The sequence below is a fragment of the Ruegeria sp. ANG-R genome (assembly GCF_000813985.1).
Taxonomy (GTDB): Bacteria; Pseudomonadota; Alphaproteobacteria; order Rhodobacterales; family Rhodobacteraceae; genus Ruegeria.
Genome location: NZ_JWLJ01000003.1, coordinates 227,687 through 247,072, shown reverse-complemented (window position 1 = coordinate 247,072; position 19,386 = coordinate 227,687). Strand labels below are relative to the sequence as shown.

16 protein-coding genes are annotated in these 19,386 nt (G+C 59.6%); 4 read left to right on the top strand and 12 right to left on the bottom strand.

The features are described 5' to 3' along the window. Positions 1-35 precede the first annotated feature (35 nt). Positions 36-1,268, bottom strand: coding sequence for an MFS transporter (locus RA27_RS11515; protein WP_039538803.1), 1,233 nt, complete (start codon positions 1,266-1,268; stop codon positions 36-38). A 79-nt stretch (positions 1,269-1,347) separates the two neighbouring features. Then, a complete protein-coding gene (locus RA27_RS11510; protein ID WP_039538800.1) occupies positions 1,348-3,543 on the bottom strand; it encodes a primosomal protein N' in 2,196 nt (731 codons plus the stop codon). Positions 3,544-3,631: 88 nt separating this feature from the next. On the opposite strand from RA27_RS11510, the gene fsa reads away from it, so the two are divergent. The 4 genes from fsa (at position 3,632) to RA27_RS11490 (ending at position 6,871) form a co-directional block, all read left to right on the top strand. After that, positions 3,632-4,285 carry a fructose-6-phosphate aldolase gene (gene fsa / locus RA27_RS11505; RefSeq protein ID WP_039538798.1) on the top strand — a complete coding sequence of 218 codons (654 nt, stop codon included), beginning with the start codon at positions 3,632-3,634 and terminating at the stop codon, positions 4,283-4,285. Positions 4,286-4,478: 193 nt separating this feature from the next. Next, entirely contained in the window at positions 4,479-5,186 is a 708-nt protein-coding gene (locus RA27_RS11500; protein ID WP_039538795.1) for a DUF484 family protein, read from the top strand. Further along, positions 5,183-6,103, top strand: a complete 921-nt coding sequence (locus RA27_RS11495; protein ID WP_039538792.1) for a tyrosine recombinase XerC — start codon at positions 5,183-5,185, stop codon at positions 6,101-6,103. The genes RA27_RS11500 and RA27_RS11495 overlap by 4 nt, the downstream gene beginning before the upstream one ends. Before the next feature lie 54 nt (positions 6,104-6,157). Further along, complete coding sequence (locus RA27_RS11490) at positions 6,158-6,871, top strand: CDP-alcohol phosphatidyltransferase family protein (RefSeq protein WP_039538789.1); 714 nt, start codon at positions 6,158-6,160, stop codon at positions 6,869-6,871. Here RA27_RS11490 and RA27_RS11485 read toward each other — a convergent pair. The 10 genes from RA27_RS11485 to RA27_RS11440 all read right to left on the bottom strand — a co-directional run bounded on the left by RA27_RS11485 (position 6,856) and on the right by RA27_RS11440 (position 19,302). Then, positions 6,856-7,323, bottom strand: a complete 468-nt coding sequence (locus RA27_RS11485) for a hypothetical protein (protein WP_039538786.1) — start codon at positions 7,321-7,323, stop codon at positions 6,856-6,858. The genes RA27_RS11490 and RA27_RS11485 overlap by 16 nt on opposite strands. A 76-nt stretch (positions 7,324-7,399) precedes the next feature. Beyond that, positions 7,400-7,855 (bottom strand): methylated-DNA--[protein]-cysteine S-methyltransferase, encoded by a 456-nt coding sequence (locus tag RA27_RS11480; RefSeq protein ID WP_039538783.1) that lies wholly within the window; start codon positions 7,853-7,855, stop codon positions 7,400-7,402. Positions 7,856-7,933: 78 nt separating this feature from the next. Beyond that, the gene (gene ileS, locus RA27_RS11475; protein ID WP_039538781.1) at positions 7,934-10,843 is read right to left on the bottom strand and encodes an isoleucine--tRNA ligase; all 2,910 of its coding nucleotides are present in this window, start codon (positions 10,841-10,843) and stop codon (positions 7,934-7,936) included. Positions 10,844-11,007: 164 nt separating this feature from the next. Next, a complete protein-coding gene (locus RA27_RS11470) occupies positions 11,008-13,707 on the bottom strand; it encodes a DUF2339 domain-containing protein (protein ID WP_039538778.1) in 2,700 nt (899 codons plus the stop codon). A gap of 101 nt (positions 13,708-13,808) precedes the next feature. After that, the gene (locus RA27_RS11465) at positions 13,809-14,288 is read right to left on the bottom strand and encodes a DUF2269 domain-containing protein (protein ID WP_039538776.1); all 480 of its coding nucleotides are present in this window, start codon (positions 14,286-14,288) and stop codon (positions 13,809-13,811) included. Next, entirely contained in the window at positions 14,288-15,601 is a 1,314-nt protein-coding gene (locus tag RA27_RS11460; RefSeq protein ID WP_039538773.1) for an SDR family oxidoreductase, read from the bottom strand. The genes RA27_RS11465 and RA27_RS11460 overlap by 1 nt, the downstream gene beginning before the upstream one ends. An 86-nt stretch (positions 15,602-15,687) precedes the next feature. After that, complete coding sequence (locus RA27_RS11455) at positions 15,688-16,398, bottom strand: VIT1/CCC1 transporter family protein (RefSeq protein ID WP_039538770.1); 711 nt, start codon at positions 16,396-16,398, stop codon at positions 15,688-15,690. Positions 16,399-16,452: 54 nt separating this feature from the next. Then, entirely contained in the window at positions 16,453-17,442 is a 990-nt protein-coding gene (locus tag RA27_RS11450; protein ID WP_039538767.1) for a TIGR01620 family protein, read from the bottom strand. Then, on the bottom strand, positions 17,435-17,890 hold the full coding sequence (locus tag RA27_RS11445) for a GNAT family N-acetyltransferase (RefSeq protein ID WP_039538764.1): 456 nt from the start codon (positions 17,888-17,890) through the stop codon (positions 17,435-17,437). Before RA27_RS11445 ends, RA27_RS11450 begins: the two co-directional genes overlap by 8 nt. Further along, on the bottom strand, positions 17,887-19,302 hold the full coding sequence (locus tag RA27_RS11440) for a YcjX family protein (RefSeq protein WP_039539060.1): 1,416 nt from the start codon (positions 19,300-19,302) through the stop codon (positions 17,887-17,889). The genes RA27_RS11445 and RA27_RS11440 overlap by 4 nt, the downstream gene beginning before the upstream one ends. Between the last annotated feature and the right edge of the window lie 84 nt (positions 19,303-19,386).

Here is a 19,386-nt window from a genome sequence, read left to right as displayed (position 1 = left end):
TAGGGCCGCACGGCGACAAGGTCAAGCGCTGGAGGTTATTCGGCGGGCGCGGGCGCGTATTTAGTCAGGATCGTTTCATTCCCCGGCTCGGGGTGCCGTGGAATCAGAAGCGACAGGCCCAGAGACACCATCGCCATGGCGGTGGCCAGACCAAATACCGCGCCAGGTGACACCACCCAAAGCAAACCCAAAATCGCGGGTAAGAACACCGCAGCAATGTGGTTGATGGTGAAGGCCACCGCAGCCGTTGGTGCAATGTCCGCCGGGTCGGCGATTTTCTGAAAATAGGTCTTCAGGGCCAACGCAAGTGCGAACAGCACATGATCGATCACGTACAGGATTGCCGCCAGCAAAACGCCCCAACCGAACCAGTAGATACCGCCATAGGCAGCAAAGACGATGGCGAGACCCGTATACTCAAAAATCAGCGTGCGGCGTTCCCCGAATGTGGCCACCGCTTTGCCCAGCATCGGAGCGGCAGCCATATTGATCATCAGGTTGATCAGATAGAGACTGGTGAGTTCATGCACCTCGAAGCCGAATTTTTCGACCATCATGAAACCGGCGAAAACGATGAAAATCTGGCGGCGCGCACCAGCCATGAATTGCAAAGCGTAGTATAGCCAGTAGCGCTTGCGCAGCACGATCTTCTTGGTCTGAGGTGTGGGGGACTCGAATTGCGGAAAAGCCACCAAACAGAATAATGCAAGCAAGACGGTCACACCGCCCGCAGCCATGAACACAAAGTTATAGGACAGGTCGAACCGGTCCCACGTCAACACGATCAGCCCATAAACCACAGCCGTCGCGGCAGATCCCATCGCGACCAGCCAGCCCAATATCTGCGGGGCACGATCCTTGGGCAACCACTGCAGTTGAAGGGACTGATTCACCGTCTCGTAATAGTGAAACCCGATTGAGCTGAACAAGGTTACAAACAGCAAGCCTCCGAGACTTGGGAACCAGGCTGTCACCGCTGTCGCGGCACCCAGCATCATCAGCGAGATCGCGGCCAGAACCTGTTCACGGATGAAGATGATCACCGCAATCACGCCCACGGCCAGAAACCCCGGAATTTCGCGTACCGTGTGCAAAAGGCCGATATCTGCCCCGTCGAAATTCGCCGCCTCGATGACGAAATTGTTCAACAGCGCACTCCACGCGTTGAACGCGATCGGCATGGTCAGCGCCATCACGAACAACAGCGTCATAGGACGGCGCCAGAGCGGGAGACTCTGCGCCTCTGACAGGAGCATGGGTTTCAACATGGCTCTGCTCTACGCCCATTTACCACTTTTGGCGAGAGGAAAGCAGCCAACGCACATCAGCTCTGCGCTGATGCAGGGGTCAGTAGAAACTTTGCGGGTCGATATCCACGGTCAGACGGGTATCGCCTTTCAGTTTCAACGGGGCGATCCAGCGGGCGATGGCGTCCTGAATGGGTGCCCCTTTCGGGGCTTTCACAAGTAATCGCACCCGGTGTCGCCCCCGAATACGGGCAATCGGGGCCGGGGCCGGTCCAAAGACCTGAGCGCCGACATCGCGCAACGGCGCATCGTTGCGCGCCATGGCATTACCGATATCAAAGACTGGTCCGACCTCTGGCCCCGACAGCACGATCCCGGCCATCCGGCCATAAGGGGGCACCCCTGCGGCCTGACGGCCTGCGGCTTCGGTCCTCCAGAACCCCTCTTCATCGCCCGACAGGATTGCACGAATTACAGGGTGTTCTGGCTGGAAGGTCTGCAACAAGGCCTGCCCCGGCTTGTCCGCCCGTCCAGCCCTGCCCGCCACCTGCCGCATCAGTTGAAACGTCCGCTCGGCCGCGCGCAGGTCAGCCCCGTGCAGGCTGAGATCTGCGTCGATCACACCGACCAGTGTCAGCTTGGGGAAGTTATGCCCTTTGGCCACCAGTTGCGTTCCGATGACGATATCGGCGTCGCCCTCAGCAATTTCTTCAATCTTGGCCTTCAGTGCCCGGGCTGACCCAAACAAATCAGAGCTTAACATTGCGATCTTAGCTTCGGGGAAAGTCGCCTCAGCCTCTTCCGCCAGCCGCTCGATCCCCGGCCCAACCGGGGCCAGCTTACCTTCGACCCCACAAGAGGGGCATGCCTCGGGCATTGGCTTGGTCTCGCCGCACTGATGGCACATCAGGCGCTTGAGGAACCGGTGTTCCACCATCCGCGCGTCGCAGTGATCGCAGGCAATCTGTTCCCCACACGCCCGGCACAGCGTCACCGGAGCATAGCCGCGGCGATTGATGAACAGCAGCGATTGCTCGCCCTTTTCGATCCGTTGCTGCACAGCTTGCCGAAGAGAGGGCGAAATCCACGTTCCCGGCTGCATCTGCTCGGCCCGCATGTCGATCGGCTTCATCTCAGGCAGCACTGCCTCACCAAAGCGCGAGGTCAGGTCAAGTCGATCATACTTTCCGGCCTCGGCATTGGCCCAGCTTTCCAGCGACGGTGTCGCGCTGGCAAGAATCACGCGCCCACCGCAGATCGAGGATCGCAGCACCGCCATATCCCGTGCGCTGTAATGCACCCCGTCTTCCTGTTTGTATGAGGTGTCGTGCTCTTCATCGACCACCACCAGCCCCAGATCGCGAAACGGCAGGAACAGAGCAGATCGCGCACCGACCACCAATTGCGCGTCGCCCTGCCCGACCATCCGCCAGACCCGACGACGTTCTGTCATCGTGGCACCCGAGTGCCACTCCGCCGGGCGCGCACCAAAACGCGCTTCCACGCGGGTCAAGAATTCTGCGGTCAGCGCGATTTCCGGCAACAAAACCAAAGCCTGCCGCCCCAGGCGCAACGCCTCAGCCACGGCCTCGAGATAGACCTCGGTTTTGCCCGAGCCTGTTACGCCCTTCAGCAGAGTGGTGCCGTAATCACCTGACCGCTGACCTGCTTGCAGCTTCGCGACTGCAGTCGCCTGATCTTCCGTAAGCGCCTTGCCCGGTAAATCAGGGTCCAAATGGGGATAAGGCAGATCACGTGGGCTGTCTTCTTCTCGAACCGCGCCCTGTTTTACCAAGCCCTTGACGACTGAGGACGTTACCCCCGCCTGTTCGGCCAGTTCTTTCAGAGTGAACGCCAGCCCCCCGTATTCCCGCAATACCTCAAGCACACGGGTGCGCGCATCGGTCATCCGATCCGGTTCCGAACCACCCAACCGATAGATTTTGCGCATCGAGGGCGGATCACCCAACCCCGGCGCGCGAGTCGCAAGGCGCAGCATCGCGGGCATTGGCGTAAGCGTGTAGTCAGCCACCTTTCCTAAGAACAGGCGCATCTCCTCGCGCATTGGCGCAACTTCAAGCACCCGGATCACCGACCGCGCCTTGTTCAGATCAAAGCCACCCTGCCCCGGTCCCCAAACCACACCCAGAACCTTGCGCGGACCCAAAGGTACTTCGACAAACGCACCCAGAAAGCACCCACCTTCGGGCGCTCTATAATCCAACGTCCGGTCCAGCGGCTGCGTTGTCAGCACCGCAACAAGCTCTCCTTCGTCGAAAAATCCGTTAGCGCTCACGGTCTATCCTTCGCAGGGGGTTCCAGCAGGGGTCTCTTTGAGGTAAAGCCATCCGCGACCAAGGCCAACCCATCAAAGGACTGCCCTCATGAAATTCTTCGTAGACACCGCCGAGATCGACGCCATCGCCGAACTGAACGATCTGGGCATGGTGGACGGCGTAACCACCAACCCCTCGCTGATCCTGAAATCAGGCCGCGACATCCTCGAAGTCACCAAAGAGATCTGTGATCTGGTCGACGGCCCCGTATCCGCCGAAGTTGTCGCAACCGAAGCCGAGGACATGATCGCCGAAGGCCGCAAGCTGGCCAAAATCGCACCGAATATCGCTGTCAAAGTGCCGCTGACATGGGCAGGTTTGAAAACCTGCAAGACGCTGACCGACGAAGGCCAGATGGTCAACGTCACGCTCTGCTTCTCGACCAATCAGGCAATTTTGGCCGCCAAAGCAGGCGCAACCTTCATCTCTCCTTTCATCGGGCGCTTGGACGACATCAACCTCGACGGTATGGATCTGATCGCTGACATCCGTCAGGTCTATGACAATTACGGATATGAAACCGAAATCCTGGCCGCCTCGATCCGCACCGTGAACCACGTGACCGACAGCGCCCGCATTGGTGCCGATGTGATCACCGCACCTCCGGGCGTGATCAAAAAACTGGCCGACCACCCACTGACCGACAAAGGCCTGGAAACCTTCTTGGCCGATTGGGCCAAAACCGGTCAGAAAATCCTCTAATACTCTGCACAGCCGCGCGGTGCCGTCAGGCACCGCGCCCGGCCCAACGGCCAAAGCTGATCTTTGATCAGCGCATGGCAGGCGGGAGCCGCCGCCACAACGGCGCCAAAATCGCCTGAGTTGTGCATTTTTCCCGAGGCAAATCCGGCAACCCGTGGTATAAGCCGCCAAAATAAAAAAGACCGGACGGGACATGAGCAGCAATCCTAAACTCAAGGACAATCTTCGCGCCGCGATTCTGGCCGAGCCGGACGCCGTGCTGGATGACAAAGACCTGATGCAGGCCTTGGTGGCGGCCAATGAACAGGCACGAGGCGACAATGTGATCGATCTGCGCGGCATCGCCATGCAGCGCCTCGAGGCACGGCTTGATCGCCTCGAAGACACCCACCGCTCGGTCATTGCTGCAGCTTACGAAAATCTGGCAGGCACAAATCAAGTGCATCGCGCGATTCTGCGACTGCTGGAACCGGTCGAGTTCGAAGATTTCCTGCGCGCACTCGGCAACGATGTGGCTGAGATACTACGCGTTGACCACATTACGCTGGTGCTCGAAACCACAGTCGTTCGCGATGACCCCGTCGTGAACCAGCTTGGCGGTGTTCTGACCGTGGCCGATCCCGGCTTCATCGACAGGTATCTGACCTCTGATCGCAGCGGCCAGCCACGCGACGTCACTCTGCGCGAAATCCGCCATCCCAATCCTCAGGTGTATGGCGAACAGGCCGATCAGTTGCGATCCGAAGCCTGTTTGAAACTGGACCTGGGAACAGGCCGTCTGCCGGGCATGATTGTCATGGGCGCCCGCGACCCGAGGCATTTTTCCCCTCAACTCGGCACCGATCTTCTGGCCTTTTTTGCTGGCGTGTTCGAACGCTCGATGCGCCACTGGCTGTCGTGAGCCTGATTTCCCCAGCCTGCCGCGATGCTCTGCAGCATTGGCTGGACAGTCTGGGGGCGCTGTCGGGACGGTCTGAAAACACCCTGAACGCCTATCGTGGAGACGTAACCGAATTTCTGTCTTTCATGACCCTGCATCATAACGAACGTCAGGGGCTGGCCGCGCTGGAGCGTATTACTGTGTCGGACATGCGGGCCTGGATGGCCGATCAGCGTAACTCGGACGTCGGCGCGCGGTCATTGGCACGCAAATTATCGGCCGTCAAAACCTTCTATCGCTGGCTGGCCGAGCGTGAGGGGTTCGAGCCCACCGCGGTCCTGTCCACTCGCGCGCCCAAGTTCACCAAGAAACTCCCTCGCCCTCTGGCCGAAGATGCCGCCCGCGCGATGATCGATACTGTCGAAATGCAATCCTCTTCGGATTGGGTAGCTGCACGAGATGTCGCTGTGGTGACGCTGCTCTATGGCTGTGGGTTGCGCATATCCGAGGCGCTGTCTTTGACCGGAGCAGATGCCCCCCTGCCGGATACACTGCGTATATCGGGAAAGGGTGACAAGGAACGAATCGTACCGGTCCTTCCCACTGCCCGATCTGCAGTCGACCGCTATGTCCGGCTGTGCCCACATCCCAAATCTGCGGATGCCGCCTTATTTCGGGGTGTACGTGGTGGCCCGCTCAATCCGGGGATCATTCAGGCCGTGGTTGCCAAAGCACGAATGCAGCTTGGTCTGCCCGCGACCGCCACCCCACATGCAATGCGCCATAGCTTTGCTACTCACTTGCTTTCTGCGGGCGGCGATCTGCGCGCGATACAGGAACTTTTGGGCCACGCCTCGCTTTCGACCACGCAGACCTATACTGCTGTGGACACCGCAAGGTTGATGGAAGTCTACAACCGTACGCACCCGAAAGCGTGACATAAAGACCCTTTTTGCTTTGCATCTACGCCTTGCTTCGGTCATGACACAAGCATGACACTCAGATTCAAAGCGCTTTCCGTTCACCTCTTCACCGCGACAGGTGCCGTTTTTGCAATGTTGGCCATGTTGGCTGCCGTCGAAGAGAAATGGAGCCTGATGTATCTGTGGCTGGTCGTTTCGTTCATCGTCGACGGTATCGATGGACCGCTTGCGCGACATTATCACGTCAAACAGAACGCGCCGGAATTTGACGGAGTGTTGCTGGATCTGATCATCGATTACCTGACCTATGTCTTCATCCCGGCCTTTGCCCTGTTCAAATCAGGACTGATGGATGGTTGGACCGGTTGGTTCGCGATCATCGTCATCACCTTTACCAGCGCCATGTATTTTGCCGATACGCGCATGAAAACAAAGGATAACTCTTTTTCCGGCTTCCCGGGTTGCTGGAACATGTTCGTCGTCGTGATCTTCGCGCTCGAGCCCAATTTCTGGATCATCCTGTTTCTGGTGACATTGCTGGCAGTGGCAATGTTTCTGCCGCTCAAGTTCATTCACCCCGTCAGGACCGAGCGCTGGCGCACGCTGTCATTACCGATGGCCTTTGCCTGGACCTTCTTTGCTGGCTGGGCCGCATGGGTCGATTTTCACCCAGAAAGTTGGGCCCATTGGGGACTGGTAATCACCAGCCTGTATCTGGTCTCGGCCGGGATCGCGCAGCAGATCATTCCCGCGCGCAAGGCACGGAACTACAGGACCTCCTGAACCTCGAACTCGGTCCCGTTGTGGGTAAACACGTCGCCTTCCTGCAGGCCGACCATAGCCAGGTAGATCGGGCTTTGGGTCGAAATGCCCATATAGGTTTTGCCGTCCACCTCAAAGCGTGTGGTTGAAACACACACAACGAAGCGACGATTGTTGAATTTGATCACGGCCCCCGGCTGTACCGTATCGGTAACGCTGAAATCAGTGTTCTCGATGACGTCAATCTTTGCGTGATGCGCATGAACCGGCGCGTCGAAAGCTGCTGCCAAATCCGCATTTTCGCGCGAGGCGGCAATGTCATCCTTGTCGTGCCCTTCCCGGTCATCCAGTTGGGAATCCTTCAGAAACGCATCGTAATGCGCCTGCGCAGTTGCCAGTTCCTGTTCTTCCAACGACATCAGGTGGTCGATGATCGCTTTCTTGCGGGTGGCGGGATCTGTCTGGCCGGTCATTCAATTCGATCCTTCAAATTCACTATTCGATATAGGTTGGGGCCGTGCCGCGCCGATTGCAACAGGTAAGTGCGGATCAGATCAACAGGCTTGCCGCGCCTTCGTGACGCAGCAAGGCCACCTTGGTCTCGATCCCGCCATCGCCAGAAAAGCCGCCCAATCCGGTCGCAGACAGCACTCGATGACACGGTATGATGACCGGAATCGGGTTTGCGCCACAGGCCTGACCGACCGGTTGCGCCGGTTGATCCAACTGTTTTGCAATATCGCCATAGGTCAGGGTATGGCCGAACGGAATGGCAAACATGATGTCACAGACCTGCTGCTGAAACTCCGATCCGGCAACGGAATAAGGCAGATCGAACTGCGTGAGCCGCCCCTGATCATATGCCCGCAATTGCGCCGCGGCTTCTTTCAGCAACGGCGTATCCGGGGCGTCGTCTGCCCCGTCCCAGACCAGACGCGTGATGGCCCCATCCGTCTCTTCCACACCAAGGCGTCCAAACTGGGTATCCACAGCGATCATCGGCATGTGCGCAGGCTTTCAGATCGCAGTGTGCTGCGCAACCCAAGAAAAAACCCCGGCTGAGGCGATCAGCCGGGGTTCAGATCAGCTCAGCGCCTCGTTGCAGCGCCCGCACACGCCCGGATGGGCGTGTAGCCCCACGTCGGGCAGGATTTTCCAGCACCGCTGGCATTTGTCGCCCTGGGCCTTCTCGAACACCACTGCGACGCCTTCGATCTCGGGGATACGGAACGCCTCGGCCGGGGCCGGGTCGGCGGTGACGGTCAAACCGGATGTGATACACAGGTCATCCACATCAAACGTCGCCAGCAACGCGCGGGTTTCCTCATCTTCGACATGCACAATCGGCGCGGCCTCGAGGCTGGACCCGATCACCTTGTCCTGGCGCTGAATTTCCAATGCGGCAGTCACCGCGCGTCGGACGCGTCGGACTTTAGCAACAGCCTCTTCCAACTCGGCAAAGCGCCACTCGGCAGGTGTGTCCGGGAAATCCACCAGATGGACCGAGCTGTCCGCGGCGGGGAATCTTTCCAGCCAAACCTCTTCCATGGTGAACACCAGAACCGGAGCCAGCCAGGTCGTCAGGCGGTGGAACAGGATATCCAGCACAGTACGCGCGGCACGGCGGCGCTGGCTGTCACCGTCACAGTACAGCGCGTCCTTGCGGACGTCGAAGTAGAAAGACGACAGATCGACCGTCGCAAAGGTGAACACAGCACTGAACACACCCTGAAAGTCGAAGGACGCATAGCCTTTGCGTACCTGTTCATCCAGATCGGCCAGGCGGCTGAGCACCCAGCGCTCCAGACGCGGCATATCCTGCGGATCGACGCGGTCGGCCTCGGTGAAATCCGCCAGCGAACCCAGCATGAACCGCATCGTGTTGCGCAAACGGCGATAGCTGTCGGCGGTGCCTTTCAGGATTTCCGGCCCAATCCGCTGGTCGGCGGTGTAATCGGTCTGAGCCACCCACAGGCGCAGGATATCCGCGCCGTATTGCTTGACGACCTCTTCCGGCACGATGGTATTGCCCAGGGATTTGGACATCTTGTTGCCCTTGGCATCCAGCGTAAAGCCGTGGGTCACTACGTTGCGGTACGGCGCGCGACCTTTAGTGCCGCAGGCCTGCAGCATGGACGAATGGAACCAACCGCGGTGCTGGTCGGTGCCCTCCATGTAGACGTCAGCGATGCCGTCCTCAGTTCCGTCCTCACGATCACGCAGAACGAAGGCGTGGGTTGAACCCGAGTCGAACCACACGTCCAGCACGTCGAACACCTGATCGTAGTCCTCGGGGTTGGCGATGCCGTCCAGCACCTGCTCTTTGAACCCGTCGGTATACCAGATATCCGCGCCGTCTTTCTCGAACGCCGCCTTGATGCGGGCGTTCAGATCGGCGTTGCGCAGCAGGTAATCCGCGTCGGTGGGCAATGCGCCTTTCTTGGTGAAGCAGGTCAGCGGCACACCCCAAGCACGCTGGCGCGACAGAACCCAATCCGGGCGCGCTTCGATCATCGAGTACAGGCGGTTACGGCCTGTCTGCGGCGTCCATTTCACCAACTCGTCGATGGACCGCAGGGCGCGTTCGCGGATGGTGTCGCCCATCTGACCCATGCCGTCATCCAGCTTGCGGTCAACGGATGCAAACCACTGCGGCGTGTTGCGGTAGATGATCGGAGCTTTCGAGCGCCACGAATGCGGATAGCTGTGCTTGATCTTGCCACGCGCCAGCAGCCCGCCGACCTCGGCCAGCTTGTCGATGACGGCTTTGTTCGCATCGCCCTCGCCGCCTTTGCGAGAGAGGATGTACTTGCCGCCAAAAAACGGCAGATCGGCGCGGAAGCTACCATCATCCATCACGTTATAAGTGATGACCTGCTCGAGCATTCCCAGATCACGATAAAGCTCGAATTCCTCCATACCGTGCGACGGTGCGCAGTGGACGAAACCAGTGCCTTCGGTATCGGTCACGAAGTCAGCCGCGCGAAAATCTCGGATATCGTCCCATTCGCCATTGCCGCCTTCGGCTCCGGCCAACGGGTGGGTCAATTGGATCTTTGCCAAGTCTTCCTGCGTGACATCGCACAAACGGCGATACATTGAGTCGTCCAGACGCGCACGGGCAAAGACATCCGCCGCGCGGTCGTCGGCCAGCAGATAACGCTCACCGATCCGCGCCCAGCACTCCTCGGGGCGTCCGGTGATTTCGTAGAGGCCGTAAGAAATACCCTCGCCGTAAACCACAGCCTTGTTAGACGGCATAGTCCAAGGGGTGGTGGTCCAGATCACCACGTAGGCGTTGTCCAGTGTTACGTCGCCCGTGTTCACGACCTTGAACTTCACCCAGATGGTAAAGCTTTCCTTGTCGTGATACTCGACCTCAGCCTCGGCCAGAGCGGTTTTCTCGATTGGCGACCACATCACGGGCTTGGAACCCTGATACAGCGTGCCGTTCATCAGGAACTTCATGAACTCGTCGGCGATAACGGCTTCGGCGTGATAGTCCATGGTGATGTAGGGATCGGGCCAGTTGCCGGTGATGCCCAGACGCTTGAACTCTTCACGTTGGATATCGATCCAGCCCTCGGCGAACTTGCGGCATTCCTGACGGAAATCGACGATGTTCACCTCGTCCTTGTTCTTGCCCTTCTTGCGGTACTGTTCCTCGATCTTCCATTCGATGGGCAGGCCGTGGCAGTCCCAGCCGGGTACATAGCGTGCGTCATGACCCATCATCTGATGGCTGCGCACAATCATGTCCTTGATGGTCTTGTTCAACGCGTGGCCGATATGCAGGTGGCCGTTCGCATAGGGAGGGCCATCGTGCAGGGTAAACGGCTTCCGGCCCTCTTTCTCGCGCAGGCGGTCATAAACGCCGATTTCTTCCCAGCGCTCCAGCCATGCGGGCTCGCGCTTGGGCAGGCCCGCGCGCATGGGGAAATCGGTCTTGGGCAGGTTCAGCGTATCTTTGTAGTCAGGTGTTTCGGCGCACATTGGGGGCGTCCTCAGGATGTTCTGGTCGTGTATGGATCGAAGCGGTCAGTGCGATAACTCAAGCACCTTTGCCCGGCGTCTCGCGATATCAGAGCGCCGGGGATATAATTCGAATAATGATGGCCAGCCGGTCAAACATGGCCGCGCTTATAGGACGCCTGCCCTCAATGGTCCAGAGGTTCCGGCCCATGCGGCGAATGGCGCAGCTTGGCCCAGCGGTTGAGCCATGCCAGCCCTGCCAAGGCGAGCCCCAATGCGAGCAAGGAAAAGACCCGGATCAGACCGCCAAGCCCCGCAATATCGATCAGGAACACCTTGGCCACCGCCAGCCCGATCACCGCCAGCCCCGCCTTACGCATTAAATCCGACCGTCGGGCGAGCGACTGGTAGAACAGCGTCGCCCCGATCACCAACAGAGTGATTGTATAGGTGTAAAGCTCAGGCTGGGTAACGCCGTTACCCTGATACATGCCGTCGGCGCCCTGCCAGAAATGACGGATGCTCAGGCCCAGCCAGAGAACTGCCAGAAATCCCGACAGACCATAACAGATCCGCTTTAGCAGAACGGGTGACGAGATAACCCGCCAGGCCGAGAAGCCAATCGCAAGCGCTGGCAACAGATAGGCAACAGATAGCGTGTTCAAAACCGGCGGGCCAAACACGGGTGCCGTCAACGGGTTGATCAACGGGTTGGCCTCCGACAGCGCCTGCGCCAGACGGAACACGCCATGCGCAGCAAAAAACGCGGCCAGCAGATAGCGAGCATAGTTCAGCTTTCCGCCAAGCTCAAACCGCTGCACCTGTGCAAAGGCCAGCAGCAGCCAGATTATCGCCAGCAGGCCCAGCCCCCAATGGCTGTTGGTGGCGCCACCTTCTCCGAAGCTCTCAAGCCAGCGCAGCAATAAGAGAGATAACAGTATTCCCGCCGTCGCCCAGGCCGCGCTTTCCAGCAGCAGGGATGCAATCGGTCGGTCCAGGGGTTTCAGCAGCACCCAGCCTGCGACGAATCCGATGACCGAAGCGGCATAGACCAGTGTCATTTCAATCAATGGTGCGCTCTCGGCCCAATCGAGCCCCGGGGCCAACACCAGTCGTACAGTCACTGTGAAGACGCCAACCCAGATGAACCAGCCCATCGGGGGCAATTCAAAACGCCGGTCCAGCCCGGCGGCGACGACGGTCATGGCGACCAGCGCTATGGTCAAAGCAGCAGAGCTTAGGACGATGATGCAGGCGAAGCTGAGGCAGGACAGCGCAGACAGGGCCGCCAAGGCTGGACGCATACGGTTTTCACCGTCGACCCGCGCAAACCGTTCGGCCAGAACAACCATCACCGCGCCCAGCGCGACGGCGTGTATGGCCCAAGGATAGGCACCGATCACGTCGGCAGGCCGCCAACCGACCTCAAGTGCGATCGCCAAGGCCGGAGCGAATACAGATGCACCTCCGGCCCAGACCACAGCATAGCGCCCGCCCCTGAAGGATCGCCAGGCCGCAAGCAGCGTGACCAACGCACCCAAAGCGACCAGAAGCGTGACGCTCCATGGAAAATCAGCCTCGGCGGTTTTTGCGTATGTTTCGGCAAAACGGGACAACACGGCACCGCCGTCCAGCCCGTGCACCAGAACAAACCAGATCAGACCCGATGCAGGGAGCACGGTCGCATCCTGCAAGGCCTGTGCGTCCCTGGCCCAGAGGATCAGCGCCAATATCAAACCGGTGAACAGGGCAACGCCCAGCCAGAATTCCCCGCTGGAATCCGCCCAATGCAAAGACAGGATCACTGAACTGGTGAGAACGGCCCCGAAAGCCAGCCGGGTAGGAAATTCGGGCCATGCTTCTCCTTTCCGATGCCGGATCATCTCGGTGATCATCGGGCCGGTATGATCTGGCCAAATGCGCCGCACGGGGATCGCTATGGCGATAAGCGCAAATGCTGTGACACATGCGAGATACCCGGATTCGGTTGCCGGTGACGACAGCACCAGCAGAAACGCCGCCCCATATGCGCCCACAAGCGTCAAAACCGAAATCCACGCCCAGCGCCGAACCGCATCGATACCCAGTCCCAGCACGGCGGCGATGACGAAATAGCCATATAGCCAGTTCGGATCATCCGAAGACCCGCCAACAACAAAGGGGGCGACAAAGGCCCCGATCAACCCCACCGCGGCCAGCAGCGGCCCGTGGAACCAGCCCAGCACGAGCCCGAACAGCGCAATCACGACCATACCGGCCAAAGCACCCTCGGGGCCGATCAGATCATAGAGCTGACGTGCCGCCAAAACGCCGCCGAACAGACTGACCAGACCTGCGCCCGAGAAAACCGATGGCAGATATGCGGTAGACGACACCTCATCATCGCCGAACCGGCGTCGTATCACTTCGCCCGCACCGATCAGCAGCACACCAAAGGCCAATGCCGCAACGACGCGCGCTGTGGGAGGCAACAGCCCTTTCTCGACACCGTACTGAACCAGAAATATCCCTGCCAGGGCCAGAGACAGTGCCGATACCGCGTAGAACCAGTTCTCGCGCAGCCAAACGCTCAGGGCGGCAATCTTCTCCTCACGAAAAACGATAGCGGCAGGAGGATCGTCGGTCTCAGGGGCGTTTGACAGGCTTTCATCCACGGCAGGTGAGGCTTTCGCCGCTGCCCAGGGAGCGGGCTTGGCTTGAGCAGCCGTCGGTTCCGGCCCTGATGGCTTGGGCGTTTCGGCGACACCCTCCGGCGAGCGTCCCGCAAGTTGCTGTTCAAGCTGTTCCACGCGCTTGCGCAGCCGCGACTGGCCAATCAGCAGAACAATGATCGAGACAGGAATGGCCAGAACGATCAGACCAACGAGGACAAGCAAGGATTCCAACCGAAACCTCCGAAATGCGATACCCCAAACGTATCGCGGGGACAGGCCGGTTTATAGTCCGCAAATCCGTAAGGTTACCGTCTGTCGCTCAGGCAAAATGCCTAGAAAAGCACAATGTCGGGCCGTGCCAGCATCAGCCAGAGGATCGCCAGCACCGCGGCAAACGCCGGAATGCCGCAGGCAAACCAGATATGGAACAGCCGGTAGTAGCCGGCCGGCAAAGCCGCGCCCTCATTTTCGGCCTGTCGGGCGTAGTTCCGCAACCTGATCTGTATCCAGACCACCGGAAGCCAGAACAGACCTGTCAGCACATAAAGCAGCAGTGAGAGCATGATCCAACCCTCAGTCAGCGACCAACCCAGACGTTCGGCCAGCAGTACGCCGGTTATGGGTTGCAAGATGACGGCCGTCGCCGTGAACACCATGTCTGCCAACACCACGATTCCAGCAGTGTGTGCGATGACCCGAGCATCCGCCGTACGGTGCGCCATCAGCATGAAAAACGCGATCCCCGCGCCTGTGCCCAGCAGAACACAGGCGCCGACCACGTGCAGCCAGCGCAGGATCAGGTCCGGGTCCATCAGCGGCTCTCCAGCATGGGGCGGGCGATTAGGGACAACATCAAAGCAGGCAATACCTTGACCAGCGGACCCAGAGGATCAAGCCAAAGCTCTGGCACCAGAAGAGTGGCAGCGACCAAGTAGAAAGCCGCGATCGCAGCCTGCGCAAGGCAGATGCGCGCAGCCCAGGGGCGCCACAGGATTGCCAGGCCCAGCGCGATATCCACCAGCGACCAGAACATCACGCTCGAACCAGCAACACCGGCGGACCACCCCCTGTTCGTGAGAAGCTCGGCGGCCTGAGAAAGACCTGTCAGACCAAACACCCCGGACAGCAACCAGAAGAGGCTGAGTACGCCAACAACGATGGGCATAAGCAGCGTCATGCGTGCCGTCAGCCTGTGTTCACGTGCGCTATCCAGCCGATTGTAGATTTCCTCCAATCCCGCCAGGGATCGACCTGTAGCGCGCCTGTAGGGCTCGGCGTCACCGGTCACACCCTGCGTCATTATCGCCATCGCCGTGCTTCTCAGGGGCGATCGCCATCCAAGGTGCCCCAACAGATCGGCCAGACCCGCCACTGCATTCGTCAGCAGTGGTGGCATCGGTATCGTTCGTCGCGCAGGTGGAAATCCCAGCCATCGTCGGGTTGTAGACAAGACCTGCGACAGCGGATGCGATGTATCTTCCACCAGATCATACTCACCGGGCGCCAGATCGCCGCGGATGGCTGCAGCGATCACTGCGCACAGATCTTTCATCCCCACGCATTGAACCGGAGTTTCCGGGTATGCGACCGGTTGCACAAAGGGAACGGCAGCCAACATTCGCAGGAGCGCAGTACCGCCATAATCGCTCTGCCCGATCACCAATCCGGGTTTGAGACACCACAAGGTCACCCCGCTTGCGCGCAAAGCAGCGTCCCCCTCTGCCTTTGTGCGCATGAAATCCGTTGAGGCGTCCGGCTCGGCTCCGATCGCCGAGACCTGTACGACTGCAATTCCCCTTCCCGCACAGACCTGCGCCAGGGTCGCAATTGCCGTGAAATGGACGGCGCGCAGATCATCGCCTCCTCCATCCTGCAAAGCCCCGGCGCAGTTTACGACGACATCGACATCTTCGAGAATTGCCAGCCAGTCTGAAGTGGATTCAAAATCACGTAAATCTGCCGATACAAACTCAATACCCGGCAAGACCCGACCCGCAGTTTTCAGGCTGCGCACAAGGCCCTTAACCCTGATACCATCCGCGCCCAACGCCCGAACGACCGCAGCACCGATAAACCCGTAAGCGCCAAGCACCAATACAGTTTTTTCATTGAGGTTTGTAGCCACGAGACGGTCCGAGGTTGTTTTCCACACCCTAACGGATCGCCCCTAACGAACCAGTCCGTTTGACCGATCTGCGACAAATGCACCATTCAGGGGTGAAACAATGAGCCGACAAAGAAGGCGATACTGGCTGCCAAACCACCAATCAGCAATGTCTCGCCCCCTGATCTCCACCACGGCGCAAGCGACCATCGGCTTTTGATCGCTCCGATGGCAAAGAACATGCCCGCCGTCATCCATGCCGAGAGCGTGAATGCGTTGCCCATCGAGAGCAAAAACGGCAACAGCGGGATCATACCGGCGACCAGAAAAGCAAAGAATGTCGCCATGGCCGCCTTAACCGGATGCGGATCAACGCCACTCAGCCCGTATTCCCCCTCGATCATAAGATCGATCCAGTTGTCATGGTTGGACGTGATTGCATCGGTTGCTTCTTCCAGAACACGGCCCGACAGGCCCTTCTGCGCAAGGATTTCCCGCACCTCGCGTCGTTCGCCGCCCGGGTAGAGCATGATATGCTGTTCTTCGATTGCCCTGATACGTCGAATATTGTCGAGCTCGGCCTTGGTGCCCGAATAGTTGCCCGCCGCCATGGAAAATCCGTCTGCCAGTACATTGGCCAGCCCAAGGGCGACGATAACAAAGGGGGAAAGCCCCGCGCCTGCCACTCCAGCGACGATCGCAAAGGTGGTCACCGACCCATCAATGCCCCCATAAACCACGTCCCGCAGCACCCCACGCCCTGGTGGAGCGTTAATGCGTTCCGAAATTTCTTGCTGGCTGTGGCCGTGATCGGTCATGGCTTGCTCCGTCCCTTTTATGCGGACTCAGGGCAAGCACAGCTTTGCGTCAGATCAATTCTTTGAAAACAAGCCACCCAGCGCGCGTTTGATCATGCCTCTGGTCGAGGGTTTGTGGCGCGCAGAAAATGGTAGCGGGCGGCAAACCTCCATCGCGGCAACGCCGACGCGGGCGCTCAGCGCACCATTCACGAGACCCTCACCGAACCGGCGGGACAGTTTACTCAGCACCGATCCGCCCAGAATGGGTTCCAGCAGGTCATCCCCGACAGCCACGGCTCCGGTCGCGACCAAATGAACGAATACGGCCCGGGTCAGGCGCCAACTGCCCAGAAAACCTGCGCGCCCGCCATAGATCTCGGCAATCCGCCGGATCATCCGCAGGGAGCTTGCCAAAGCCGTCGCGACATCCGCCAGCGCCAGAGGTACCAGTGCCGTCACCGTTGCCACCTGCCGCGCTGCTGCCTCGACCTCGCGGCTGGCGGCAGCGTCGAGCGAGGCTAGAATTTCGTCTTCAGCAAGCGTCAGCAGGGTTGCCGCATCGAATTGCTCGCCCATACGCTCCGTCAGCCGGTCCCGACCCCAACGGGTTTCATCGCGCCCTCTGTAGAAAGCGATCAGGCGGTTGGTGACGGCACGGGCTTTTGACAGATCATCCTCGGCCAGTGCGGTATCGGCAGCGCGGCGCATGTCGTCCACACGCGAAAGGCGGCTGATTGCGGCCAGTTCCCGCAGCGCAATGATTGCGACAACCAATAGCAGAGCCGCGATCAGCCCCGTAACGATCCATCCGATGACAGGTGCTCGTTCCAATAGCGAGATCGCAAAATCCCACGCGGCAACGGACACCGCAGCACCAACGACAGCAAGCGCCAGCCCCCAGAACCAACGCGCCAAGGCCGATGGCTTGCGAGCCGCCAATCGTGCCGCTGACTGCATGGCCTGTCCTTGCGGTGGCCCGACATCAGGCACCGGCGGTGCGTTCGCGACATCGGCAACCGGGGTGTCATCTTCGAGGTCGATCAGTACCGGGCCCTTAGCCATCGCCTTCTTCCTTACGTTTCCAGACGTATCTGATATCCGGCAGGTTTTCATCATTGCCCGACCCGTCGCTACGCGCGACCTCGGCAAAGCCGTTGCGCTCATAAAATCGACGTGCCGGATGGTTGGCCTGAAATGCAAATAGGCTGAGCTCTGGCCGCTGCGCCTTGGCATGGTTCAGCAGTTGTTGGCCGATACCTCGCCCACGCGCCGGAACTGCCAGATAGAGCGAGTGAATCTCGGTCTCGTTGAGGGCGAGAAAGCCGACAACATTTCCCTGCAGTTCGGCCACAGTGACCCAACCCAGATCGATCATCCGACCGCAAAAGGCAATGGTTTCGGCCTCAGAGTGCAACTCCGGCATCCAGTCGTTTTCGCGGGCGAAGCTATGCAGTATCGCGCCGGTCTTTCCGGCATCGGTACTGCGGGCCGGGCGAAGCGCCACAGTCACAGCCGGTCTCCGATCAAAAACTGCGCCGCCTGATCCAGCCGAATATGCGGCGGGCCATCGCCGGGGTTCAGGGTCAGATGAGCCGGAGCAAAGGCCATGAACCCGTAATCTTCTCCCAACCAGCCAGCATTGCCATTGCGTGCTGGGCCAAGCAAATGCGCCGGGTCTTCAGGAAGATCACCGGGATAGAATGCCGCCTGTTTCCCGCTTTCCAGCAAAGTGCCGCGCACGCAGGGCAGCTCCGCGCCATTGTGACTGCGTATTTCTTCCGTTGTGGCACGCAACGCGGCAAGCGACAGAGCCGCCGTTTCGGCACCGGCGAAACGCGCCCGGTCTCGGGCATCGCGGGTCAAAGCTTCGATAATCGCGGTCAAGCGCGGATGTTGGAGGTGATGCAGATGATCAGCCTTGGTGGCAGCAAACAGGATTCGTTCAACCCGCTTGCCCAGCAGCAGTTTGCTCAGCCACGCATTCCGACCGGGGCGGAAAGCCGACAGGATATCGGCCATCGCACGGCGCATATCCTCAACTGCCTGCGGACCCTTGTGGATCGCACCCAGCACATCAACCAGAACAATCTGGCGGTCAATCCGAGCGAAATGGTCGCGAAAGAACGGCTTTACCACTTGCGATTTATAAGCCTCGTATCGCCGCTCCATCTCGCGGTGCAATGTGCGACGTCGCGACGCCTCAGAGACTGGCAGAGGCGCGAATGTCAGAACCGGCGAACCAGCGAGGTCGCCCGGCAGAAGGAACCGCCCCGGGGTGCAATCATAGAAACCTGCGTCCCGCGCGGCGTTCAGATATTCGGTAAACCCTCGGGCCAAATCCAGAGCCGTCGACTCATCATGGGGTGTAGTCGGATCAACCGCACGCGCTTTGGTCAGGAACGCCTCGGCTTGCGTGCGTTTGTCGATATGTTCCAGCGTATCACGCGACCATGTGTCATAAGATTTGTCGAGCAGCGCCAGATCCAACAGCCATTCACCGGGATAATCCACGATGTCGAGGTGCAAGGTGCGCGGGCCTTGCAACCCGGACAGCAAGCCCGCCGGCTGTACCTTGAAAGACAGGCGCAGTTCCGACACAGCACGGGTGCTGTCAGGCCAATGCGGGGCGGAACCGGTGAGGGCTGACAGATGGGATTCAAAATCGAATCGAGGCACCGTATCGTCGGGTTGAGGCTGCAGATAGCTGGCGGTGATCCGCCCTTCTTGCTGCGCGACAAGGCCGGTCATACGCCCCCGATCCAGCAGGTTGGCCACCAGCGATGTGATGAACACGGTCTTGCCGGATCGCGCCAGTCCTGTGACGCCCAGCCGGATGACCGGTTCGAAAAATGTCTCGGACACGCGGTCGCCTACGGATTCGACGCCGCGCACAAGATTGTCTGCCAGTGATGAGATGACCAATCCGCCGCCCCGCAATTATCGTTTGTACCAAGATAGGTAGCGGTTGCAGGACATGCCAGAGGTTATGCCCCCCTTGCCCGTTCG

Bases quoted from the DNA above. Each gene is read 5' to 3' on its own strand.
- RA27_RS11515 (WP_039538803.1), bottom strand. From the start codon at position 1,268: ATGTTGAAACCCATGCTCCTGTCAGAGGCGCAGAGTCTCCCGCTCTGG.
- fsa (WP_039538798.1), top strand. From the start codon at position 3,632: ATGAAATTCTTCGTAGACACCGCCGAGATCGACGCCATCGCCGAACTG.
- RA27_RS11500 (WP_039538795.1), top strand. From the start codon at position 4,479: ATGAGCAGCAATCCTAAACTCAAGGACAATCTTCGCGCCGCGATTCTG.
- RA27_RS11490 (WP_039538789.1), top strand. From the start codon at position 6,158: ATGACACTCAGATTCAAAGCGCTTTCCGTTCACCTCTTCACCGCGACA.
- RA27_RS11485 (WP_039538786.1), bottom strand. From the start codon at position 7,323: ATGACCGGCCAGACAGATCCCGCCACCCGCAAGAAAGCGATCATCGAC.
- RA27_RS11480 (WP_039538783.1), bottom strand. From the start codon at position 7,855: ATGCCGATGATCGCTGTGGATACCCAGTTTGGACGCCTTGGTGTGGAA.
- ileS (WP_039538781.1), bottom strand. From the start codon at position 10,843: ATGTGCGCCGAAACACCTGACTACAAAGATACGCTGAACCTGCCCAAG.
- RA27_RS11465 (WP_039538776.1), bottom strand. From the start codon at position 14,288: ATGGACCCGGACCTGATCCTGCGCTGGCTGCACGTGGTCGGCGCCTGT.
- RA27_RS11455 (WP_039538770.1), bottom strand. From the start codon at position 16,398: ATGACCGATCACGGCCACAGCCAGCAAGAAATTTCGGAACGCATTAAC.
- RA27_RS11450 (WP_039538767.1), bottom strand. From the start codon at position 17,442: ATGGCTAAGGGCCCGGTACTGATCGACCTCGAAGATGACACCCCGGTT.